The following is a 17,079-nucleotide window of genomic DNA, read 5'->3' as shown; positions in this document are numbered from 1 at the left end:
GCACGACGTGTTCGCTCGAAGGGGAGCAGCGCCATGGCCAGCAAGCCGCCCACAGGTGATCCGGTCCAGGACGCGCCGCAGGTCGAAGCGCCCAAGCACGCCGCCGCCGGGCTCCCCGCGATCGGTCACACGCTGCTCATGGCCCAGCAGCAGATGGGCCTGCGGCGCACGGCGCAGACGTTGTTGAAGGTCAACCAGAAGGACGGTTTCGACTGTCCTGGCTGCGCGTGGCCGGAGGGCGACAAGCGGCACACGGCGGAGTTCTGCGAGAACGGGGCGAAGGCCGTGGCCGAGGAGGCGACGCTGCGCCGGGTCACGCCCGACTTCTTCGCCGCGCACCCGGTGGCCGATCTGGCGACGCGCAGTGGGTACTGGCTGGGTCAGCAGGGCCGGATCACGCAGCCGATGTATCTGCCCGAGGGCGGCGAGCGGTACGAGGCGGTCACCTGGGAGCGGGCTTTCGAGGTCATCGCCGAGGAGCTGACGGCGCTCGGCTCTCCCGACGAGGCCCTCTTCTACACGTCGGGGCGCACCAGCAACGAGGCCGCGTTCCTGCTTCAGCTCTTCGCCCGCGAGTTCGGCACGAACAATCTGCCGGACTGCTCCAACATGTGTCATGAGTCGTCCGGTTCGGCGCTGACGGAGACCATCGGCGTCGGCAAGGGCAGCGTCTCTTTGGAGGATCTCCACCAGGCCGATCTGATCGTGGTCGCGGGGCAGAATCCGGGCACCAATCACCCTCGGATGCTGTCTGCCCTGGAGAAGGCGAAGTCCGCCGGAGCGAAGATCATTTCGGTGAATCCGCTGCCGGAGGCGGGACTTGAGAAGTTCAAGAACCCGCAGACACCGCAGGGCATGATCAAGGGCGCGGCGCTGACCGACCTGTTCCTGCAGATCCGCATCGGCGGCGACCAGGCCCTGTTCCGCCTCCTGAACAAGCTGATCGTGGAGACCGAGGGCGCCGTCGACGAGCTGTTCGTGCGCGAACTCACCCATGGATACGAGGAGTTCAAGGCCGCGGCCCGGGAGGCGGACTGGGACCGGACGCTCGCCGCGACCGGCCTGACCCGCACCGAGATCGAGCAGGCCCTCGCCATGGTGCTCGCATCCAGGCGCACCATCGTGTGCTGGGCGATGGGCCTGACCCAGCACAAGCATGCCGTACCGACGATCCGCGAGGTCGTCAACTTCCTTCTGCTGCGCGGCAACATCGGCCGCCCGGGCGCCGGGGTCTGCCCGGTGCGCGGCCACTCCAACGTGCAGGGCGACCGCACCATGGGCATCTTCGAACGCCCCGCGCCCGCCTTCCTGGACGCCCTGGAGAAGGAGTTCGGCTTCGCCCCGCCGCGCCACCACGGCTACGACGTCGTACGGTCCATCGAGGCGCTGCGCGACGGCAGGGCCAAGGTGTTCTTCGCGATGGGCGGCAACTTCGTGGGCGCCACTCCCGACACGGAGGTCACCGAGGCCGCCATGCGCCGGGCCTCGCTGACGGTGCACGTGTCGACCAAGCTGAACCGTTCGCATGCGGTGACCGGCCGGCGGGCCCTGATCCTGCCGACCCTGGGCCGCACCGACAAGGACGTGCAGAAGAGCGGGCGGCAGTTCGTGACCGTCGAGGACTCCATGGGCATGGTGCACGCCTCCCGCGGCAACCTCACGCCCGCGAGCCCCCACCTTTTGTCGGAGCCGGCGATCGTCGTGCGCATGGCGCAGGCGACGCTGGGCGCCAAGTCCGTGGTCAACTGGGCCGAGTTCGAGAAGGACTATGCCACCGTCCGCGACCGCATCGCGCGCGTCGTGCCCGGCTTCGAGGACTTCAACGCCAAGGTCGCCCACCCCGGCGGCTTCCAGTTGGCGCACGCGCCGCGCGACGAGCGCCGCTTCCCCACGGCGACCGGGAAGGCCAATTTCACGGCCGCCCCCGTCGAGGCCCCGGAGCTTCCCGAGGGCCGGCTGCTGCTCCAGACCCTGCGTTCGCACGACCAGTACAACACCACCATCTACGGCCTGGACGACCGCTATCGCGGCATCAAGGGCGGCCGCCGCGTCGTCCTGGTCAACCCGGAGGACGCCCGCGAACTGGGCCTGGCCGACGGCTCGTACACGGATCTGGTCGGCGAGTGGAAGGACGGCGTGGAGCGGCGTGCGCCCGGCTTCCGCGTCGTCCACTACCCGACGGCCCGGGGCTGCGCCGCCGCGTACTACCCCGAGACCAACGTCCTGGTGCCGCTGGGTGCGACGGCCGACGTCAGCAACACCCCGGCCAGCAAGTCGGTGATCGTGCGTTTCGAGAGCGCCGGGCGGGAAGGCGGGGTCGGGGAATGAGAGCTGGGTCCTAAGCGTTTGCTCAGGCATCTGGTATGACGGTGCGGACACCAGCACAGTGACCGCAGATGAACGGAGCCGGAGCCCATGGGCGAGCAGAGCAGCGTGAAGTTCCCGCAGGAAGTCGTCGACGAGTACGCGGCCCTCGGCGTCGATCTGCCCGCCATGTTCTCCGCCGGACACCTGGGCACCCGCATGGGTGTGCAGATCATCGAGGCCTCGGCGGAGCGCGTCGTGGGCACCATGCCCGTCGAGGGCAACACCCAGCCGTACGGGCTGCTGCACGGCGGCGCCTCCGCGGTGCTCGCCGAGACGCTCGGCTCGGTGGGCTCGATGCTGCACGGCGGCATCACCAAGATCGCGGTGGGTGTCGACCTGAACTGCACCCACCACCGCGGGGTGCGCAGCGGCCTGGTCACCGGCGTCGCCACCCCGGTGCACCGCGGGCGCTCGACGGCGACGTACGAGATCGTCATCACCGACGAGCAGGACAAGCGGGTCTGCACCGCCCGCCTGACGTGCCTGCTGCGCGACGCGGAGGGCCTCAAGGGCTGAGCCCCGGCAGCACGACCAGCGCGTGCGAGGCGGCTCACTGCGGCACAGCTGCGGACGCTTCAAGTCCGGTTCGCCGCAGGCGAGTTGAGTCCCCGGTGGCCGGTGAGTCGATGACTCACCGGCCATTGTCATGTCGCGGACCGGGCCCTAACGTCGTGTCATGAGGACCCGAGCGCGGCCCCGAGTACGGATACGGCTCGCGGCGGCGGGCGCGCTCGCCCTGTCGGCCGCGCTCGCGGGCTGCTCGGCCGGGCACGGCTCCCCGCCCGGCAGCACCCCGAGCCAGTCCCCCTCAACCCTCAACTCCCCCTCCCCGCACACCACTTCACCCGCCGAGCTCTGCACGCACCTGATCACGTACTGGGCGAAGCAGGAGCTGGACGCAGGTCAGGGCTCCGGGCTCGACTACCAGGAGAAGGGCCTGTCCGACGGGCAGAACGAGATCCTCCTGGCCACCCTGGCCGCGGCCCGCAAGGAGCGCGCGGCGCACGGCGCGGCCGCCGGCGACCGGCTCATCGACCAGCAGGCACAGCAGGGTTGTGCCGAGCGCTACCGCAACGGCACCCCGACGACGGACCCTTGGGCCCAGACGAAGCAGCCGACCCCCTCCGGATCGCCGTAACGCTCCGTAACAATCGCACGGAGCATGGAGGGCGACTTCGAGCTACCGGACGGCAGCTTCCCGGCCATCGACCGACATCCGGACGCACCACGGCCTGTCAGCACCATGATCCCCTCAAGCCCCTTAGCGGAACTGGGCGTTCTCATCATGCGAGAAATCCCAGTGCCCCGGAATGTACAAATTGTCAGCCCTGCACCATCAAGGTTTGGCCTTGGCATAACAAGAAAGTCACATCCTGTCCCGGCCGCTCCCCACCCCCGTCGGCTGCGCTTAGAGTCACGGCCAGTCACCGCGCCGCCGGGTGCGACTGCTGCACGGCCCTTACCACCCAGTACGGCCCGGCGACCGACACGGCACCTCGCACACGAGGAGGCCGCGCCAGGGAAAGGACCCATCGTGCGACACCGTTCCTTGCTCATCCTCACCACAGTGCTCACCACAGGCGCACTCACACTGACCGCCTGCGGTTCGCGCGACAAAGGCGGCGACAACAGCAGCGGCAAGAAGCAGACCGTCGTCATAGGCGTCGACGCACCCCTCACGGGTGACCTGTCCGCCCTCGGCCTCGGCATCAAGAACTCCGCCGACCTCGCCGCGCAGACGGCGAACAAGCAGAACCTCGTCCCCGGCGTCGAGTTCAAGACCCAGCCGCTCGACGACCAGGCCCAGCCGTCCGTCGGCCAGCAGAACGCCACCAAGTTCATCGGCGACAAGACCGTCGTCGGCGTCGTCGGCCCCCTCAACTCCAGCGTCTCGCAGTCCATGCAGAAGCCGCTCAACGACGCGGGCCTCACCCAGATCTCCCCCGCCAACACGGGCACCGAGCTGACCCAGGGCGACGGCTGGAAGACCGGAAACAAGGTCCGCCCCTACAAGACCTTCTTCCGCACCGCCACCACCGACCAGGTCCAGGGCGCCTTCGCCGCCAAGTACCTGTTCAACAACGCCAAGATCGACTCGGTCTACCTCATCGACGACCAGAAGACCTACGGCGCCGGCCTCGCCGCGTCCTTCAAGGACACCTTCACCAAGCTCGGCGGCAAGATCGTCGGCTCCGACCACATCAACCCCGACGACCGCGACTTCAACGCCATCGTCGCCAAGGTCAAGAACACCGGAGCCAAGGCCCTCTACTACGGCGGCGAATACCCCGCCGCCGGCCCCCTGAGCCAGCAGCTCAAGGACAGCGGCACCAACATCCCGCTCATGGGCGGCGACGGCATCTACAGCGCCGACTTCATCAAGCTCAACAAGAAGGCCAACGGCGACCTCGCCACCTCCGTCGGCAAGCCCGTCGAACAGCTCGACTCCGCCAAGAGCTTCATCGCCAACTACAAGGCAGCCGGCTACAAGGACGCCTACGAGGCCTACGGGGGCGGCACCTACGACGCCACCTGGGCCATCATCCAGGCCGTCAAGGACGTCGTCACCGCCAACAGCGGCAAGCTCCCCAGCGGCGACCTGCGCGCCAAGGTCCTCGACGCCGTCGGCAAGGTCAAGTTCGACGGAGTCACCGGCCCCGTCTCCTTCGACCAGTACGGCGACACCACCAACACCATGATGACCGCCTACAAGGTCACCGACGGCGCCTGGAAGCCCGAGCTCAGCGAGGCCTACAAGCCGTAACCCGGCGACATCCCGCCCCAGCACTCAAAGGACCGCGCGGGAGCGCCACCAGCGCTCCCGCGCGGTGCCATATCCGATCACTTCACGGAGGCCCCGCGGTGCACGAACTGCCGCAACAGCTGGCCAATGGACTCATCCTCGGCGCGATGTACGGACTGATCGCGATCGGCTACACGATGGTCTACGGCATTGTCCAGCTCATCAACTTCGCCCACGGCGAGATATTCATGGTCGGGGGCTTCGGGGCTCTCACCGTCTTCCTCGCACTCCCGGCAGGCTTCTCCCTCCTCGCCGCCATCCCCCTCATGATCATCGGCGGAGTCATCGTCTCCGTCCTCGTCGCCACCGCAGCCGAACGCTTCGCCTACCGGCCCCTGCGCAACGCACCACGCCTCGCCCCCCTCATCACCGCCATCGGCCTCTCCCTCGCCCTCCAGCAGGCCGTATGGAAGTGGTACCCCGACGCCAAGAAGGACCGCTCCTTCCCCCAGTTCGACGGCAGCCCCTTCCACGTCCTCGGCGCCAACATCCAGCGCGGCGACCTCTTCATCCTCATCGCCGCCCCCGTCTGCATGATCGCCCTCGGGTTCTACGTCACCAAAACCCGCACCGGCCGCGGCATGCAAGCAACCGCCCAGGACCCCGACACCGCCAAGCTCATGGGCATCAACACCGACCGCATCATCGTCATGGCCTTCGCCATCGGCGCCGCGTTCGCCGCCATCGCAGCCGTCGGCTACGGCCTCCACAACGGCCAAGTCGGCTTCCGCATGGGCTTCATCATGGGCCTCAAAGCCTTCACCGCAGCAGTCCTCGGCGGCATCGGCAACATCTACGGAGCCATGCTCGGCGGCATCGTCCTCGGCCTCGCCGAATCCCTCGCCGTCGGCTACATCGGCAACATCCCCAGCATGGAACTCTTCGGCGGCGGCGCCTGGAAGGACGTATGGGCCTTCGTCCTCCTCATCGTCGTCCTCCTCGTACGACCCCAAGGCCTGCTCGGCGAACGCGTCGCGGACAGGGCGTGAACACCATGACCGAAACCACCACGCGCACCAACGACAGCGGCACCCCGCTCATCCCGCTGCTGCCCACCACCCTCGCCCGGCACGCCGTCACCGCAGGCGCCGCCATCGCCCTCATCGGCACCTTCCTCGCCTGGACCTGGACCAGCGACTTCCCCGGCGACCTCACCGTCGACGGCTACCCCGGCGGCCTCCAGCTCCTCACCCTCACCGGCGCGCTGCTCACCCTCCTGTTCGCCCTCTCCGCCTACGGCGTCAAGGGACTGCGCTGGCTCACCCCCGCCGGCACCAACGCACCACTGCGCCTGCTCGCCCTCGCCACCTTCGCCACCACCGGCTACACCCTCGGCGCGATATCCAGCGACCTCGGCGGCATCGTCAACCTCGAACCCGGCGCCTACGTCTCCGGCATCGGCTCCCTCATCGCCCTCGTCGCCGCCTTCGCCCTGCCCGGCGACACCCCCGGCAACGACACCACCGGCGACAACGCCTGGCAGCGCATCCGCCACACCCTCGCCGCCCCCAGCCCCCGCACCGCCAAGACCATCCCCGACTGGGCCGGCATCCTCATCATCGTCGCCGCCTTCGCCATCGGCCTCTACGTCTTCGCGTACGGCATCGACACCGAATACACCGAACTGTTCATCGGCTTCCTCATCACCGCCGTGTTCACGTTCGCCGCAATCACCCAGGCAGGCCTCCTCGCCCGCCTCTCCGCACTCACCGCACAACACCGCACCGTCACCCTCAGCGCCGCCTTCGTCGCCGCCATCTGCTTCCCCTTCACACAGTCCAGCGACGAATACGCCCTCATCGGCGCCAACATCCTCATCTTCGCCACCGTCGCCCTCGGCCTCAACGTCGTCGTCGGCCTCGCCGGACTCCTCGACCTCGGCTACGTCGCCTTCCTCGGCGTCGGCGCCTACGCCGCAGCCCTCGTCTCCGGCGCCAGCCAATCCAGCCTCGGCGTCCACTTCCCGTTCTGGGCAGCCATCCTCGTCGGCGCCGGCGCATCCCTCATCTTCGGCGTCCTCATCGGCGCCCCCACCCTGCGGCTACGCGGCGACTACCTCGCCATCGTCACCCTCGGCTTCGGTGAGATCTTCCGCATCACCATGAACAACCTCAACGGGAACAGCGGACCCAACGTCACCAACGGCTCCCGAGGCATCCCCGCCATCCCCGACATCACCATCTTCGGATACGACCTCGGCGTCCCCCACGACGTCGCCGGCTTCACCCTCGGCAAACCCGGCAACTACTACCTCCTGATGCTCGTCATCACCCTCGTAGTCGTCACCGTCTTCCGCCGCAGCGCCGACAGCCGCATCGGCCGCGCCTGGGTCGCCATCCGCGAAGACGAAACCGCCGCCACCGCCATGGGCATCAACGGCTTCCGCGTCAAACTCATCGCCTTCGCACTCGGCGCCACCCTCGCCGGACTCGCCGGCACCGTACAAGGCCACCTCACCAGCACCGTCACCCCCGAGCAGTACCAATTCGCCGGCTCCGTACCCCCCAACTCCGCCTTCCTCCTCGCCGCCGTCATCCTCGGCGGCATGGGAACCATGAGCGGACCCCTCATCGGCGCCTCACTGCTCTACCTCATCCCGGCCAAACTCCAATTCATGCAGGACTACCAGCTCCTCCTCTTCGGAGTCGCCCTCATCGTCCTCATGCGCCTGCGCCCCGAAGGCATCGTCGCCGACCGCAGGAAAAAGCTCGAATTCCACGAAACCGGCCAACTCGACGTACCCGACGAGGGCCTCACCGACACACCCGTCGGCGTCACCAAGGCGGGGGCGTGACCAGCATGACCACCACGACCAACACCGTCCTCCACGCCAGCGGCGTCACCATGCGCTTCGGCGGACTCACCGCCGTACGAAACGTCGACCTCACCGTCAACAGCGGCGAAATCATCGGCCTCATCGGACCCAACGGCGCAGGCAAAACCACCTTCTTCAACTGCCTCACCGGCCTGTACGTCCCCACCGAAGGAAAGGTGACGTACAAGAACACAGTCCTCCCCCCAAAGCCCCACCTCGTCACCAAAGCCGGCGTCGCCCGCACCTTCCAGAACATCCGCCTGTTCCCCAACATGACCGTCCTGGAAAACGTCCTCGTCGGCCGCCACACCCGCACCAAAGAAGGCCTCTGGTCCGCACTCCTCAGGCTCCCCGGATTCAAAAAAGCGGAGAACGCCTCACGCGAACGAGCCATGGAACTCCTGGAGTTCACCGGCCTCGCCGCAAAAGCCGACCACCTCTCCCGCAACCTCCCCTACGGCGAACAACGCAAGCTCGAAATCGCCCGCGCCCTCGCCAGCGAACCCGGACTCCTCCTCCTCGACGAGCCCACCGCCGGCATGAACCCCCAAGAAACCCGCGCCGCCGAAGAACTCATCTTCGCCATCCGCGACCAAGGCATCGCCGTCCTCGTCATCGAGCACGACATGCGCTTCATCATGAACCTCTGCGACCGCGTCTCCGTCCTCGTCCAAGGCGAAAAACTCGTCGAAGGCACCCCCGACATCGTCCAGGCCGACGAACGCGTCATCGCCGCCTACCTCGGCACCCCCTTCGAAGGCGCACCCGGAGACGAAGAACTCGCCGAAGTAGAGGCAGCCGAATCGGCGCAGAGCACCACCAGCACCGAAGGAGACACCCCGTGACCGCACTCCTCGAAGTCGAGGACCTCCGGGTCGCCTACGGCAAAATCGAAGCCGTAAAAGGCATCTCCTTCAGCGTCGAAGCAGGCCAGGTCGTCACCCTCATCGGCACCAACGGCGCCGGAAAGACCACCACCCTGCGCACCCTCTCCGGCCTCCTCGAACCCCTCGCCGGCCACATCAAATTCGACGGCAAACCACTCAAGAACGTCCCCGCACACAAAATCGTCGCCCTCGGAATGGCCCACTCCCCCGAAGGCCGCCACATCTTCCCCCGCATGACCATCGAGGACAACCTCCGCCTCGGCGCCTACCTCCGCGACGACAAAGCAGGCATCGAAAAAGACATCCAGCGCGCCTACGACCTCTTCCCCATCCTCGGAGAACGCCGCAAACAAGCCGCAGGCACCCTCTCCGGCGGCGAGCAGCAGATGCTCGCCATGGGCCGCGCCTTGATGTCCCAACCGAAGCTATTGATGCTCGACGAACCGTCGATGGGCCTCTCGCCGATCATGATGCAGAAAATCATGGCCACCATCAGCGAACTCAAAGCCCAAGGCACCACCATCCTGCTCGTCGAACAGAACGCCCAAGCCGCGCTCTCCCTCGCCGACCAGGGACACGTCATGGAAATCGGCAAAATCGTCCTCTCCGGAACCGGACAGGACCTCCTCCACGACGAATCCGTCCGCAAGGCCTACCTCGGCGAAGACTGAGTTCTGGGTACATACGAGAGTGGCCCGCGTCCGGGGGTGCCGGACGCGGGCCACTCTCATTCATGTACGGGGGTTACTGCCCCTTCGCCGCCTTCTTCTCCTCGGCGTCCTCAATAACCGCCTCGGCCACCTGCTGCATCGACATCCGCCGGTCCATCGACGTCTTCTGGATCCACCGGAACGCCGCCGGCTCCGACAACCCGTACTGCGTCTGCAGCACCGACTTCGCCCGGTCCACCAACTTCCGCGTCTCCAAACGCTGCGAGAGGTCCGCGACCTCCTGCTCCAGCGCCTTCAACTCCGTGAACCGCGACACCGCCATCTCGATCGCCGGCACGACATCACTCTTCGAGAACGGCTTCACCAGGTACGCCATCGCACCGGCATCCCTGGCGCGCTCGACCAGGTCCCGCTGACTGAACGCGGTCAGCATCAGCACGGGGGCGATCGACTCCTTCGCGATCAGCTCGGCGGCGGAGATCCCGTCCAGGACGGGCATCTTCACATCCAGGATCACCAGGTCCGGCTGGTGCTCCCGGGCGAGCTCGACGGCCCGCTGCCCGTCACCGGCCTCGCCCACGACCGAGTAGCCCTCTTCTTCGAGCATCTCTTTGAGGTCGAGCCGGATGAGGGCCTCGTCCTCGGCGATGACGACGCGGGTCGTCAGCGGGGGGACGTGCGTCGCATCGTCGTCGTCTGCGATGGGCTGGGGCGACTCGGGGGCGGTCACGGGGGCTCCTTATTTAAGGCAGGTGCTGCTGCATGAGCCTACCTAGCTCCTGTATGTTTGAGGCACGAGGGGTCTCCGGTATCCTTCGTTTCGAAGGGGCCCCGGTAGCCCAGCGGTAGAGGCCATGGATTCAAAACCCATACAGCGTCGGTTCGAATCCGACTCGGGGCACTTCTCCTTCGATTTCAAGGTTTACCAGTGTTTGGAGATCTTCACTCGACCTGGTGAACACGTGGTCGAATTGCTGCCGCAGGTCACGCATGCGGCAAATCTGGCAGCCATGGAGCAGCACACCTCTTCGATACGTAACGAAGCCGTCACCCTGCTGCGTCAGGGCATGACCAACCGGGCCGTAGCCGAACGTCTAAATGTGCCCCGCGGCACCGTCGGCTGGTGGCGCCACGAGGACCGCCGACGCCGGGGCGAAACGTACGAGCCCCCCACTGACTGCCCGATATGCACCGGCCGCGATTTCGACCACGTGGCGTACGCCTACTTGCTGGGCCTCTACCTGGGCGACGGGCACATCATCTCGAAGCCCAAGCAGCACCACCTGTCCATCTTCTGCAACGCCGCCCAGACCGGCCTGATCGATGCTGCCGAACAGGCGATGCGGTCGGTCATGCCGCTCCCCAGCACCACAAGGAGACAGCGGAAGGGATGCGTAGAGGTCAAGTCCTTTACAAAGCACTGGACTTGCATGTTCCCCCAGCATGGCCCCGGCAAGAAGCACGAGCGACGCATCGTGCTCGAACCCTGGCAGCAGGACATCGTCGACGCCCACCCCTGGGAGTTCATCCGGGGGCTCATCCACTCCGATGGCTGTCGCGCCACCAACTGGGCCACACGCATAGTCGGCGGCGAGAAGAAGCGTTACGAGTACCCGCGCTACTGGTTCACCAATGTGTCGGACGACATACGGCAGCTCTACACCGACACACTCGACCGACTGGGCATCGAGTGGCGGCACTGCACCCGCCAGGGGCAGCCGTACAACATATCCGTCGCCAAGCGGGGCTCCGTCTCATTGATGGACCAGCACATAGGCCCCAAGTACTGAACACAGGGGCCCCCTGCAAAGGGTGGGGCAAGGGGCCGTGGCCCAGGGTTACTTGGGGCTGTCGTCCTCGCCGATGTGGTGGACGCGGACCAGGTTCGTCGAGCCCGGAACCCCCGGCGGGGAGCCCGCCGTGATGACGACCACGTCGCCCTTCTTGCAGCGGCCCACCTTCAGGAGCATCTCGTCGACCTGGGCCACCATCTCGTCGGTGGATTCGACGTGCGGGCCGAGGAACGTCTCCACGCCCCACGTGAGGTTGAGCTGGGAGCGGGTGGCCGGCACCGGGGTGAAGGCGAGCAGCGGGATCGGGGAGCGGTAGCGGGAGAGGCGCTTGACGGTGTCGCCGGACTGGGTGAAGGCGACCAGGAATTTCGCGCCGAGGAAGTCGCCCATTTCCGCGGCCGCCCGGGCCACCGCGCCGCCTTGCGTACGGGGCTTGTTGCGTTCGGTGAGCGGGGGCAGGCCCTTGGCCAGGACGTCTTCTTCCGCCGCTTCTACGATGCGGCCCATCGTGCGCACCGTTTCGACGGGGTACTTGCCGACGCTGGTCTCGCCGGAGAGCATCACCGCGTCGGTGCCGTCGATGACGGCGTTGGCGACGTCGCTGGCTTCGGCCCTGGTGGGGCGGGAGTTGTCGATCATTGAGTCGAGCATTTGGGTGGCGACGATGACGGGCTTGGCGTTGCGTTTCGCCAGCTTGATGGCTCGCTTTTGGACGATCGGGACGAGTTCGAGGGGCATTTCGACGCCGAGGTCGCCGCGGGCGACCATGATGCCGTCGAAGGCGGCGACGATGTCGTCGATGTTGTCGACGGCCTGGGGTTTTTCGATTTTGGCGATGACGGGGAGGCGGCGGCCTTCTTCGTCCATGATGCGGTGGACGTCTTCGATGTCGCGGCCGCTGCGGACGAAGGAGAGGGCGATGATGTCGGCTCCGGTGCGCAGGGCCCAGCGGAGGTCGTCCTGGTCCTTTTCGGAGAGGGCGGGTACGGAGACGGCGACTCCGGGGAGGTTGAGGCCTTTGTGGTCGGAGACCATGCCGCCTTCGGTGACGAGGGTGTGGACGCGGGGTCCGTCGACGGCGGTGACTTGGAGGGCGACTTTGCCGTCGTCGACGAGGATGCGTTCGCCGGTGGTGACGTCGGTGGCGAGGCCGGGGTAGGTGGTGCCGCAGAGGTGGCGGTCGCCTTGGGTGTCGGGTTCGGTGGTGATGGTGAACTGGTCGCCGCGTTCAAGGAGTACGGGGCCTTCGGTGAAGCGTCCGAGGCGGATCTTCGGGCCTTGAAGGTCGGCGAGGATGCCGACGTTGTGGCCGGTTTCGTCGGAGGCTTTGCGGACGTGTTGGTAGCGCTCTTCGTGGTCGGCGTAGGTGCCGTGGCTGAGGTTGAAGCGGGCTACGTCCATTCCGGCTTCGACCAGGGCTTTGATCTGGTCGTACGTGTTGGTGGCGGGCCCTAGGGTGCAGACGATTTTGGCTCGGCGCATGGTTCGAGCCTAGGGCTTACCGGTGGGTAGGGATTTGGGCTGGGGTTACTGCTCAACAACCTTTGCGTGAAGGGTGGTTGACAAGTGTTGAATTGTGCGCGGGGGCGCTCCGATGAGCATTTCGGGGCGCCGGGCGTGTGTCCGCGCTACGGGGTGTGCTCGGGTGTCAGAGTTTTGGCGGGGTCATGATGAAGCGGGCGTTGACGCGGGCGTGGATGGATTGGCGTTGGGGTTCGAGGTCGAGGGCGGGGGCGGGTTCGGCGGCGCCGGGGGCTGCGGCGCGGAAGGCCATGCCGCCGGTGGGGCGGCCGTAGCCGGCGGTGGGGGTTTCGGCGCCGGGGTCGGAGAGTTCGACGAGGGCGGCGAGGGTGGCGCCGAGGGCGTCGGCGTATTCGCGGGCGCGTACGACGGCTTGCTGGACGGCTTGGCGGCGTACTTTGCCGTATTCGGGTGAGTCGTGGCGCAGTGACCACCAGGGGCCGTCGACGCGGGTGAGTTCGAGGTCGGCGAGGCGGGTGGTGAGTTCGCCGAGTGCGGTGAAGTCGGTGAGTTCGGCGGTGATGTGGACGGTGCCGTGGTGGGTGCGGACGCGTTCGCCGCGGCCGTGGCGGGTGAGTTCGGGGGTGAGGGAGAAGGCTCCGGTTTCGAGTTTTTCGATGGCGTCGCCGTAGCTTTTGATGAGGTTGATGACGTGGGTGTTGCGGCGGGTGAGGTCGTCGAGGGTGGCGCGGCGGTCGGGGCCGCGGGTGGTGATGGAGATGCTGATGCGGGCGATTTCGGGGTCGACTTCGAGGTGGGCTTCGCCGTGGACGGCGAGGCGTGGCTGGTCGGGTGTGCCGTAGGGCTGGGGGTTGGTCATGGCTTCACTGTGGCATCCCGTTCTGTCAGGTGCCGGTCATCGAATCGAAACCTGCGGGGGGTGTTGCGGGTGGTTGCTGTTGCGTCAGAATCCGTGGGTTCTACGCGCGTCGCGGTCTGCTCAACTTCTACGCGCGTCACACGACTTCAGGGAGAAGACCATGCCGCTGAACCGCAGGACGTTCCTGGGCACTACGGCCGCCGCAGGGGCCGGGGTGGCCGTTGTGGGGGGTACGGCGTTGCCCGCCGAGGCCGAGGCTCGTGGCCAGGATGTGGCGGCCCATGGGCACGGACGTCCGCCGAAGCGGTACGCGTTCTCTGTGATGGGCACGACGGATCTGCACGGCCATGTCTTCAACTGGGACTACTTCACGGACAAGGAGTACGACGACGCGGGGCACAACGACGTGGGTCTGGCGAAGATCTCGACGTTGGTGGATCAGGTCCGTAAGGAGAAGGGCCGTCACAACACGCTGTTGATCGATGCGGGTGACATCATCCAGGGCACGCAGCTGTCGTACTACTACGCGCGGGTGGAGCCGATCACGGGTTCGGGCGGCAAGCGGGGCCCTGAGCATCCGATGGCGCTGGCGATGAACCACATGCGCTACGACGCCGCCGCGCTCGGCAATCACGAGTTCAATTACGGCATTCCGACGCTGCGGGCGTTCCAGGAGCAGCTCGACTTCCCTCTCCTTGGGGCGAATGCACTGGATGCGAAGACGTTGAAGCCGGCCTTTCCTCCGTACACGGTGTGCCGTCTGAAGGTGCCGCACGGGCCGGATGTGAAGGTGGGGATCCTGGGTCTGACGAATCCGGGGATCGCGATCTGGGACAAGGCCAATGTGCAGGGGAAGATGACGTTCCCGGGTCTTGTGGAGCAGGCGAAGATCTATGTGCCGAAGTTGCGGGCGCTGGGTTGTGATGTGGTGATCTGTACGGATCATTCGGGTCTTGACGGCAGCACGTCGTACGGGGACGCGTTGCCGTATCCGGAGAACGCGTCGTCGTTGGTGGCGGAGCAGGTGCCGGGCATTGACGCGATTCTGGTGGGTCACACGCACAAGGAGGTGGCGTCGCGGACGGTGGTGAACAAGGAGACCGGTAAGTCGGTGGTGCTTTCCGAGCCGTACATGTGGGGTATGCGGCTGAGCGTCTTCGATTTCGCGCTTGAGTTTTCGCGGGGGCGTTGGCATGTGACGTCGGTGACGGCGGACGTGCGGAATGCCAATGCGGTGGCCGAGGACCCGGTGGTGTCGAGGCTGGTGAAGGCGGAGCACGACAAGGTCGTGGCGTACGTCAATCAGGTGGTGGGCACCAATGGTGCGGAGATGCGATCGACGGAGGCTCCGTACAAGGATGTGCCGATCATCGATCTGATCAATCACATTCAGGCGGAGACGGTGAAGGCGGCGCTGGCGTCGACCGAGTACAAGTCGCTGCCCGTGCTGTCGCAGGCGGCGTGTTTCTCGCGGTCGGCGGTGATTCCGGCCGGCAAGGTGACGATCAGGGATGTGGCGGGTCTGTATGTGTACGAGAACACGTTGGAGGCACGCCTTCTGACGGGTGCTCAGGTGCGGGCGTATCTGGAGTTCTCGGCGAACTACTACGTGCAGACGACGGGCACGGTGGATCCTGCGAAGATCACTAACGCGAACAGTACGCCGGACTACAACTACGACGTGGTGAGTGGCGTTTCGTACGAGGTGGACATCGCGAAGCCGGCCGGTTCGCGGGTTTCGAAGGTGATGTTCGACGGCAAGCCGTTGGACGACAAGGCGCAGTTCGTGCTGGCAGTGAACAATTACCGGGCCAATGGTGGCGGCAATTTCCCGGGGGTGGCCACCGCCAAGCAGTTGTGGGCGAACTCCGACGAGATCCGTAACACGATGATCGCGTGGGTGAAGGCGAAGGGTGTCATCGATCAGGCGGAGTTCGCTTCGGTGGACTGGAAGCTGACGCAGAACGGTGTTGCCGTGTTCTGAGCCGTCGGCTCGTTGTGTGTCACCGCTGTTCGACGAGCGGTACCAGGCCCCCTGGCTGTTGTGCCGGGCGGGCCTGGTTCTTTTTTGCGAGGCCGAAGGTGGTGAATGAGGTGCGGGTGGGCAGGGGGTAGGGCTCTTTGCCGGTGAGGGAGTTGAGGATGGTGGCGCTGCGCCAGGCGGCGAGGCCGAGGTCGGGGGCGCCGACGCCGTGGGTGTGTTTTTCGGCGTTCTGGATGTAGACGTTTCCGGTGACGGAGTTGTCGAGGAGGAGCTTGAACTCCTCGTCGATGCGGGGGCGTTCGGCGCTGTCGTAGCGCATGTAGGGGTCGAGTCCGGCGAGCAGGTGGCCGAGGGGGCGTTCGCGGTAGCCGGTGGCGAGGACGACGGCGTCGGTGGTGAGGCGGTCGCGTACGCCTTGCTGGGTGTGTTCGAGGTGGAGTTCGACCTTGGTGGTGGCGACGCGTCCTGCGGTACGTACGCAGACGCCGGGGGTCATGGTGACGTCGGGCCAGGCGCCGTGCTGGGTGCGGCGGTAGAGCTCGTCGTGGATGGCGGCCATGGTGTCGGCGTCGATGCCTTTGTGGAGCTGCCATTGGCGGGGCAGGAGCTGGTCGCGTACGGCTTCGGGCAGGGCGTGGAAGTAGCGGGTGTAGTCGGGGGTGAAGTGTTCGAGGCCGAGCTTGGAGTACTCCATGGGTGCGAAGGCTTCGGTGCGGGCGAGCCAGGTGATTTTTTCGGCGCCGGCGGGGCGGGCCCGGAGCAGGTCGAGGAAGACTTCGGCGCCCGACTGGCCGGAGCCGATGACGGTGATGTGGTCGGCGGTGAGGAGTCGTTCGCGGTGGTCGAGGTAGTCGGCGGAGTGGATGACGGGGACGGCGGGGGCGTCGGCGAGGGGTTTGAGGGGTTCGGGGACGTGGGGTTCGGTGCCGACGCCGACGACCAGGTTGCGGGCGTAGGAGCGGCCGAGTGCTTCGGCTTCGCCGTGGGCGTCGAGTTGGGTGAAGTCGATTTCGAAGAGGGCGCGTTCGGGGTTCCAGCGGACGGCGTCGACCTGGTGGGAGAAGTGGAGGCAGGTGAGGTTTTCGCTGACCCAGCGGCAGTAGGCGTCGTATTCGGTGCGATGGATGTGGAATTTTTCGGCGAAGTAGAACGGGAAGAGCCGTTCGCGGTGCTTGAGGTAGTTGAGGAAGGACCAGGGGTTGGCGGGGTCGATAAGGGTCACGAGGTCGGCGAGGAAGGGGACTTGGAGGGTGGCGCCTTCGATGAGGAGGCCGGGGTGCCAGTGGAAGGCGCGGTGTTGTTCGTAGAAGGCGGTGTCGAGTCCGCCGGGTACGCCGTGGGCGAGGGCGGCGAGGGAGAGGTTGGAGGGGCCGATGCCGATGCCGACGACGTCGTGGGGGTGTTCTTCGGGGGTGGGG

At 66.5% G+C, this 17,079-nt stretch carries 14 protein-coding genes and 1 tRNA gene; 11 read left to right on the top strand and 4 right to left on the bottom strand.

The genetic code is table 11. The features are described 5' to 3' along the window. Positions 1-33 precede the first annotated feature (33 nt). The 8 genes from ADK54_RS32095 (at position 34) to ADK54_RS32060 (ending at position 9,543) form a co-directional block, all read left to right on the top strand. The gene (locus ADK54_RS32095) at positions 34-2,328 is read left to right on the top strand and encodes an FdhF/YdeP family oxidoreductase (protein ID WP_053729290.1); all 2,295 of its coding nucleotides are present in this window, start codon (positions 34-36) and stop codon (positions 2,326-2,328) included. A gap of 87 nt (positions 2,329-2,415) precedes the next feature. Next, positions 2,416-2,883, top strand: a complete 468-nt coding sequence (locus ADK54_RS32090) for a PaaI family thioesterase (RefSeq protein WP_053729289.1) — start codon at positions 2,416-2,418, stop codon at positions 2,881-2,883. Between the two features lie 160 nt (positions 2,884-3,043). Then, entirely contained in the window at positions 3,044-3,505 is a 462-nt protein-coding gene (locus ADK54_RS32085; RefSeq protein WP_053729288.1) for a hypothetical protein, read from the top strand. A 411-nt stretch (positions 3,506-3,916) separates the two neighbouring features. Beyond that, positions 3,917-5,131, top strand: a complete 1,215-nt coding sequence (locus ADK54_RS32080) for a branched-chain amino acid ABC transporter substrate-binding protein (protein WP_053729287.1) — start codon at positions 3,917-3,919, stop codon at positions 5,129-5,131. Between the two features lie 98 nt (positions 5,132-5,229). Continuing rightward, positions 5,230-6,159, top strand: coding sequence for a branched-chain amino acid ABC transporter permease (locus tag ADK54_RS32075; RefSeq protein ID WP_053729286.1), 930 nt, complete (start codon positions 5,230-5,232; stop codon positions 6,157-6,159). Positions 6,160-6,164: 5 nt separating this feature from the next. Continuing rightward, positions 6,165-7,964, top strand: a complete 1,800-nt coding sequence (locus ADK54_RS32070) for a branched-chain amino acid ABC transporter permease (protein WP_053729401.1) — start codon at positions 6,165-6,167, stop codon at positions 7,962-7,964. Positions 7,965-7,969: 5 nt separating this feature from the next. Beyond that, complete coding sequence (locus tag ADK54_RS32065) at positions 7,970-8,830, top strand: ABC transporter ATP-binding protein (RefSeq protein WP_420717436.1); 861 nt, start codon at positions 7,970-7,972, stop codon at positions 8,828-8,830. Beyond that, complete coding sequence (locus tag ADK54_RS32060; RefSeq protein ID WP_053729284.1) at positions 8,827-9,543, top strand: ABC transporter ATP-binding protein; 717 nt, start codon at positions 8,827-8,829, stop codon at positions 9,541-9,543. The genes ADK54_RS32065 and ADK54_RS32060 overlap by 4 nt, the downstream gene beginning before the upstream one ends. A gap of 73 nt (positions 9,544-9,616) precedes the next feature. On the opposite strand, the gene ADK54_RS32055 is transcribed toward ADK54_RS32060, so the two are convergent. Continuing rightward, entirely contained in the window at positions 9,617-10,273 is a 657-nt protein-coding gene (locus tag ADK54_RS32055) for an ANTAR domain-containing response regulator (RefSeq protein WP_053729283.1), read from the bottom strand. A 98-nt stretch (positions 10,274-10,371) separates the two neighbouring features. Between ADK54_RS32055 and ADK54_RS32050 the strand changes: the two genes are divergently transcribed. Together ADK54_RS32050 and ADK54_RS32045 are read left to right on the top strand one after the other, a co-directional pair. Next, positions 10,372-10,444, top strand: a tRNA-Leu gene (locus ADK54_RS32050). 109 nt (positions 10,445-10,553) lie between these two features. Then, positions 10,554-11,333, top strand: a complete 780-nt coding sequence (locus ADK54_RS32045) for a hypothetical protein (RefSeq protein ID WP_053729400.1) — start codon at positions 10,554-10,556, stop codon at positions 11,331-11,333. A gap of 48 nt (positions 11,334-11,381) precedes the next feature. Here the strand turns inward: ADK54_RS32045 and pyk are convergent, their stop codons facing one another. Further along, a complete protein-coding gene (gene pyk, locus ADK54_RS32040; RefSeq protein WP_053729282.1) occupies positions 11,382-12,818 on the bottom strand; it encodes a pyruvate kinase in 1,437 nt (478 codons plus the stop codon). Positions 12,819-12,984: 166 nt separating this feature from the next. Then, positions 12,985-13,677, bottom strand: coding sequence for an SIMPL domain-containing protein (locus tag ADK54_RS32035; protein WP_053729281.1), 693 nt, complete (start codon positions 13,675-13,677; stop codon positions 12,985-12,987). 160 nt (positions 13,678-13,837) lie between these two features. Between ADK54_RS32035 and ADK54_RS32030 the strand changes: the two genes are divergently transcribed. After that, positions 13,838-15,661, top strand: a complete 1,824-nt coding sequence (locus ADK54_RS32030; protein WP_053729280.1) for a bifunctional metallophosphatase/5'-nucleotidase — start codon at positions 13,838-13,840, stop codon at positions 15,659-15,661. Between the two features lie 19 nt (positions 15,662-15,680). Here the strand turns inward: ADK54_RS32030 and ADK54_RS32025 are convergent. After that, positions 15,681-17,079 (bottom strand): lysine N(6)-hydroxylase/L-ornithine N(5)-oxygenase family protein (locus ADK54_RS32025; RefSeq protein ID WP_053729279.1); only part of this gene is annotated, 1,399 nt, incomplete at its 5' end.

Source organism: Streptomyces sp. WM6378, assembly GCF_001279695.1.
Taxonomy (GTDB): domain Bacteria; phylum Actinomycetota; class Actinomycetes; order Streptomycetales; family Streptomycetaceae; genus Streptomyces.
Note: the sequence above shows the minus strand (reverse complement) of the source record. Positions and strands in the feature narration are given on the sequence as shown.

Coding starts and splice junctions, on each gene's coding strand:
- ADK54_RS32095 (WP_053729290.1), top strand. CDS start 34: ATGGCCAGCAAGCCGCCCACAGGTGATCCGGTCCAGGACGCGCCGCAG.
- ADK54_RS32090 (WP_053729289.1), top strand. CDS start 2,416: ATGGGCGAGCAGAGCAGCGTGAAGTTCCCGCAGGAAGTCGTCGACGAG.
- ADK54_RS32085 (WP_053729288.1), top strand. CDS start 3,044: ATGAGGACCCGAGCGCGGCCCCGAGTACGGATACGGCTCGCGGCGGCG.
- ADK54_RS32070 (WP_053729401.1), top strand. CDS start 6,165: ATGACCGAAACCACCACGCGCACCAACGACAGCGGCACCCCGCTCATC.
- ADK54_RS32065 (WP_420717436.1), top strand. CDS start 7,970: ATGACCACCACGACCAACACCGTCCTCCACGCCAGCGGCGTCACCATG.
- ADK54_RS32045 (WP_053729400.1), top strand. CDS start 10,554: ATGGAGCAGCACACCTCTTCGATACGTAACGAAGCCGTCACCCTGCTG.
- pyk (WP_053729282.1), bottom strand. CDS start 12,818: ATGCGCCGAGCCAAAATCGTCTGCACCCTAGGGCCCGCCACCAACACG.
- ADK54_RS32035 (WP_053729281.1), bottom strand. CDS start 13,677: ATGACCAACCCCCAGCCCTACGGCACACCCGACCAGCCACGCCTCGCC.
- ADK54_RS32030 (WP_053729280.1), top strand. CDS start 13,838: ATGCCGCTGAACCGCAGGACGTTCCTGGGCACTACGGCCGCCGCAGGG.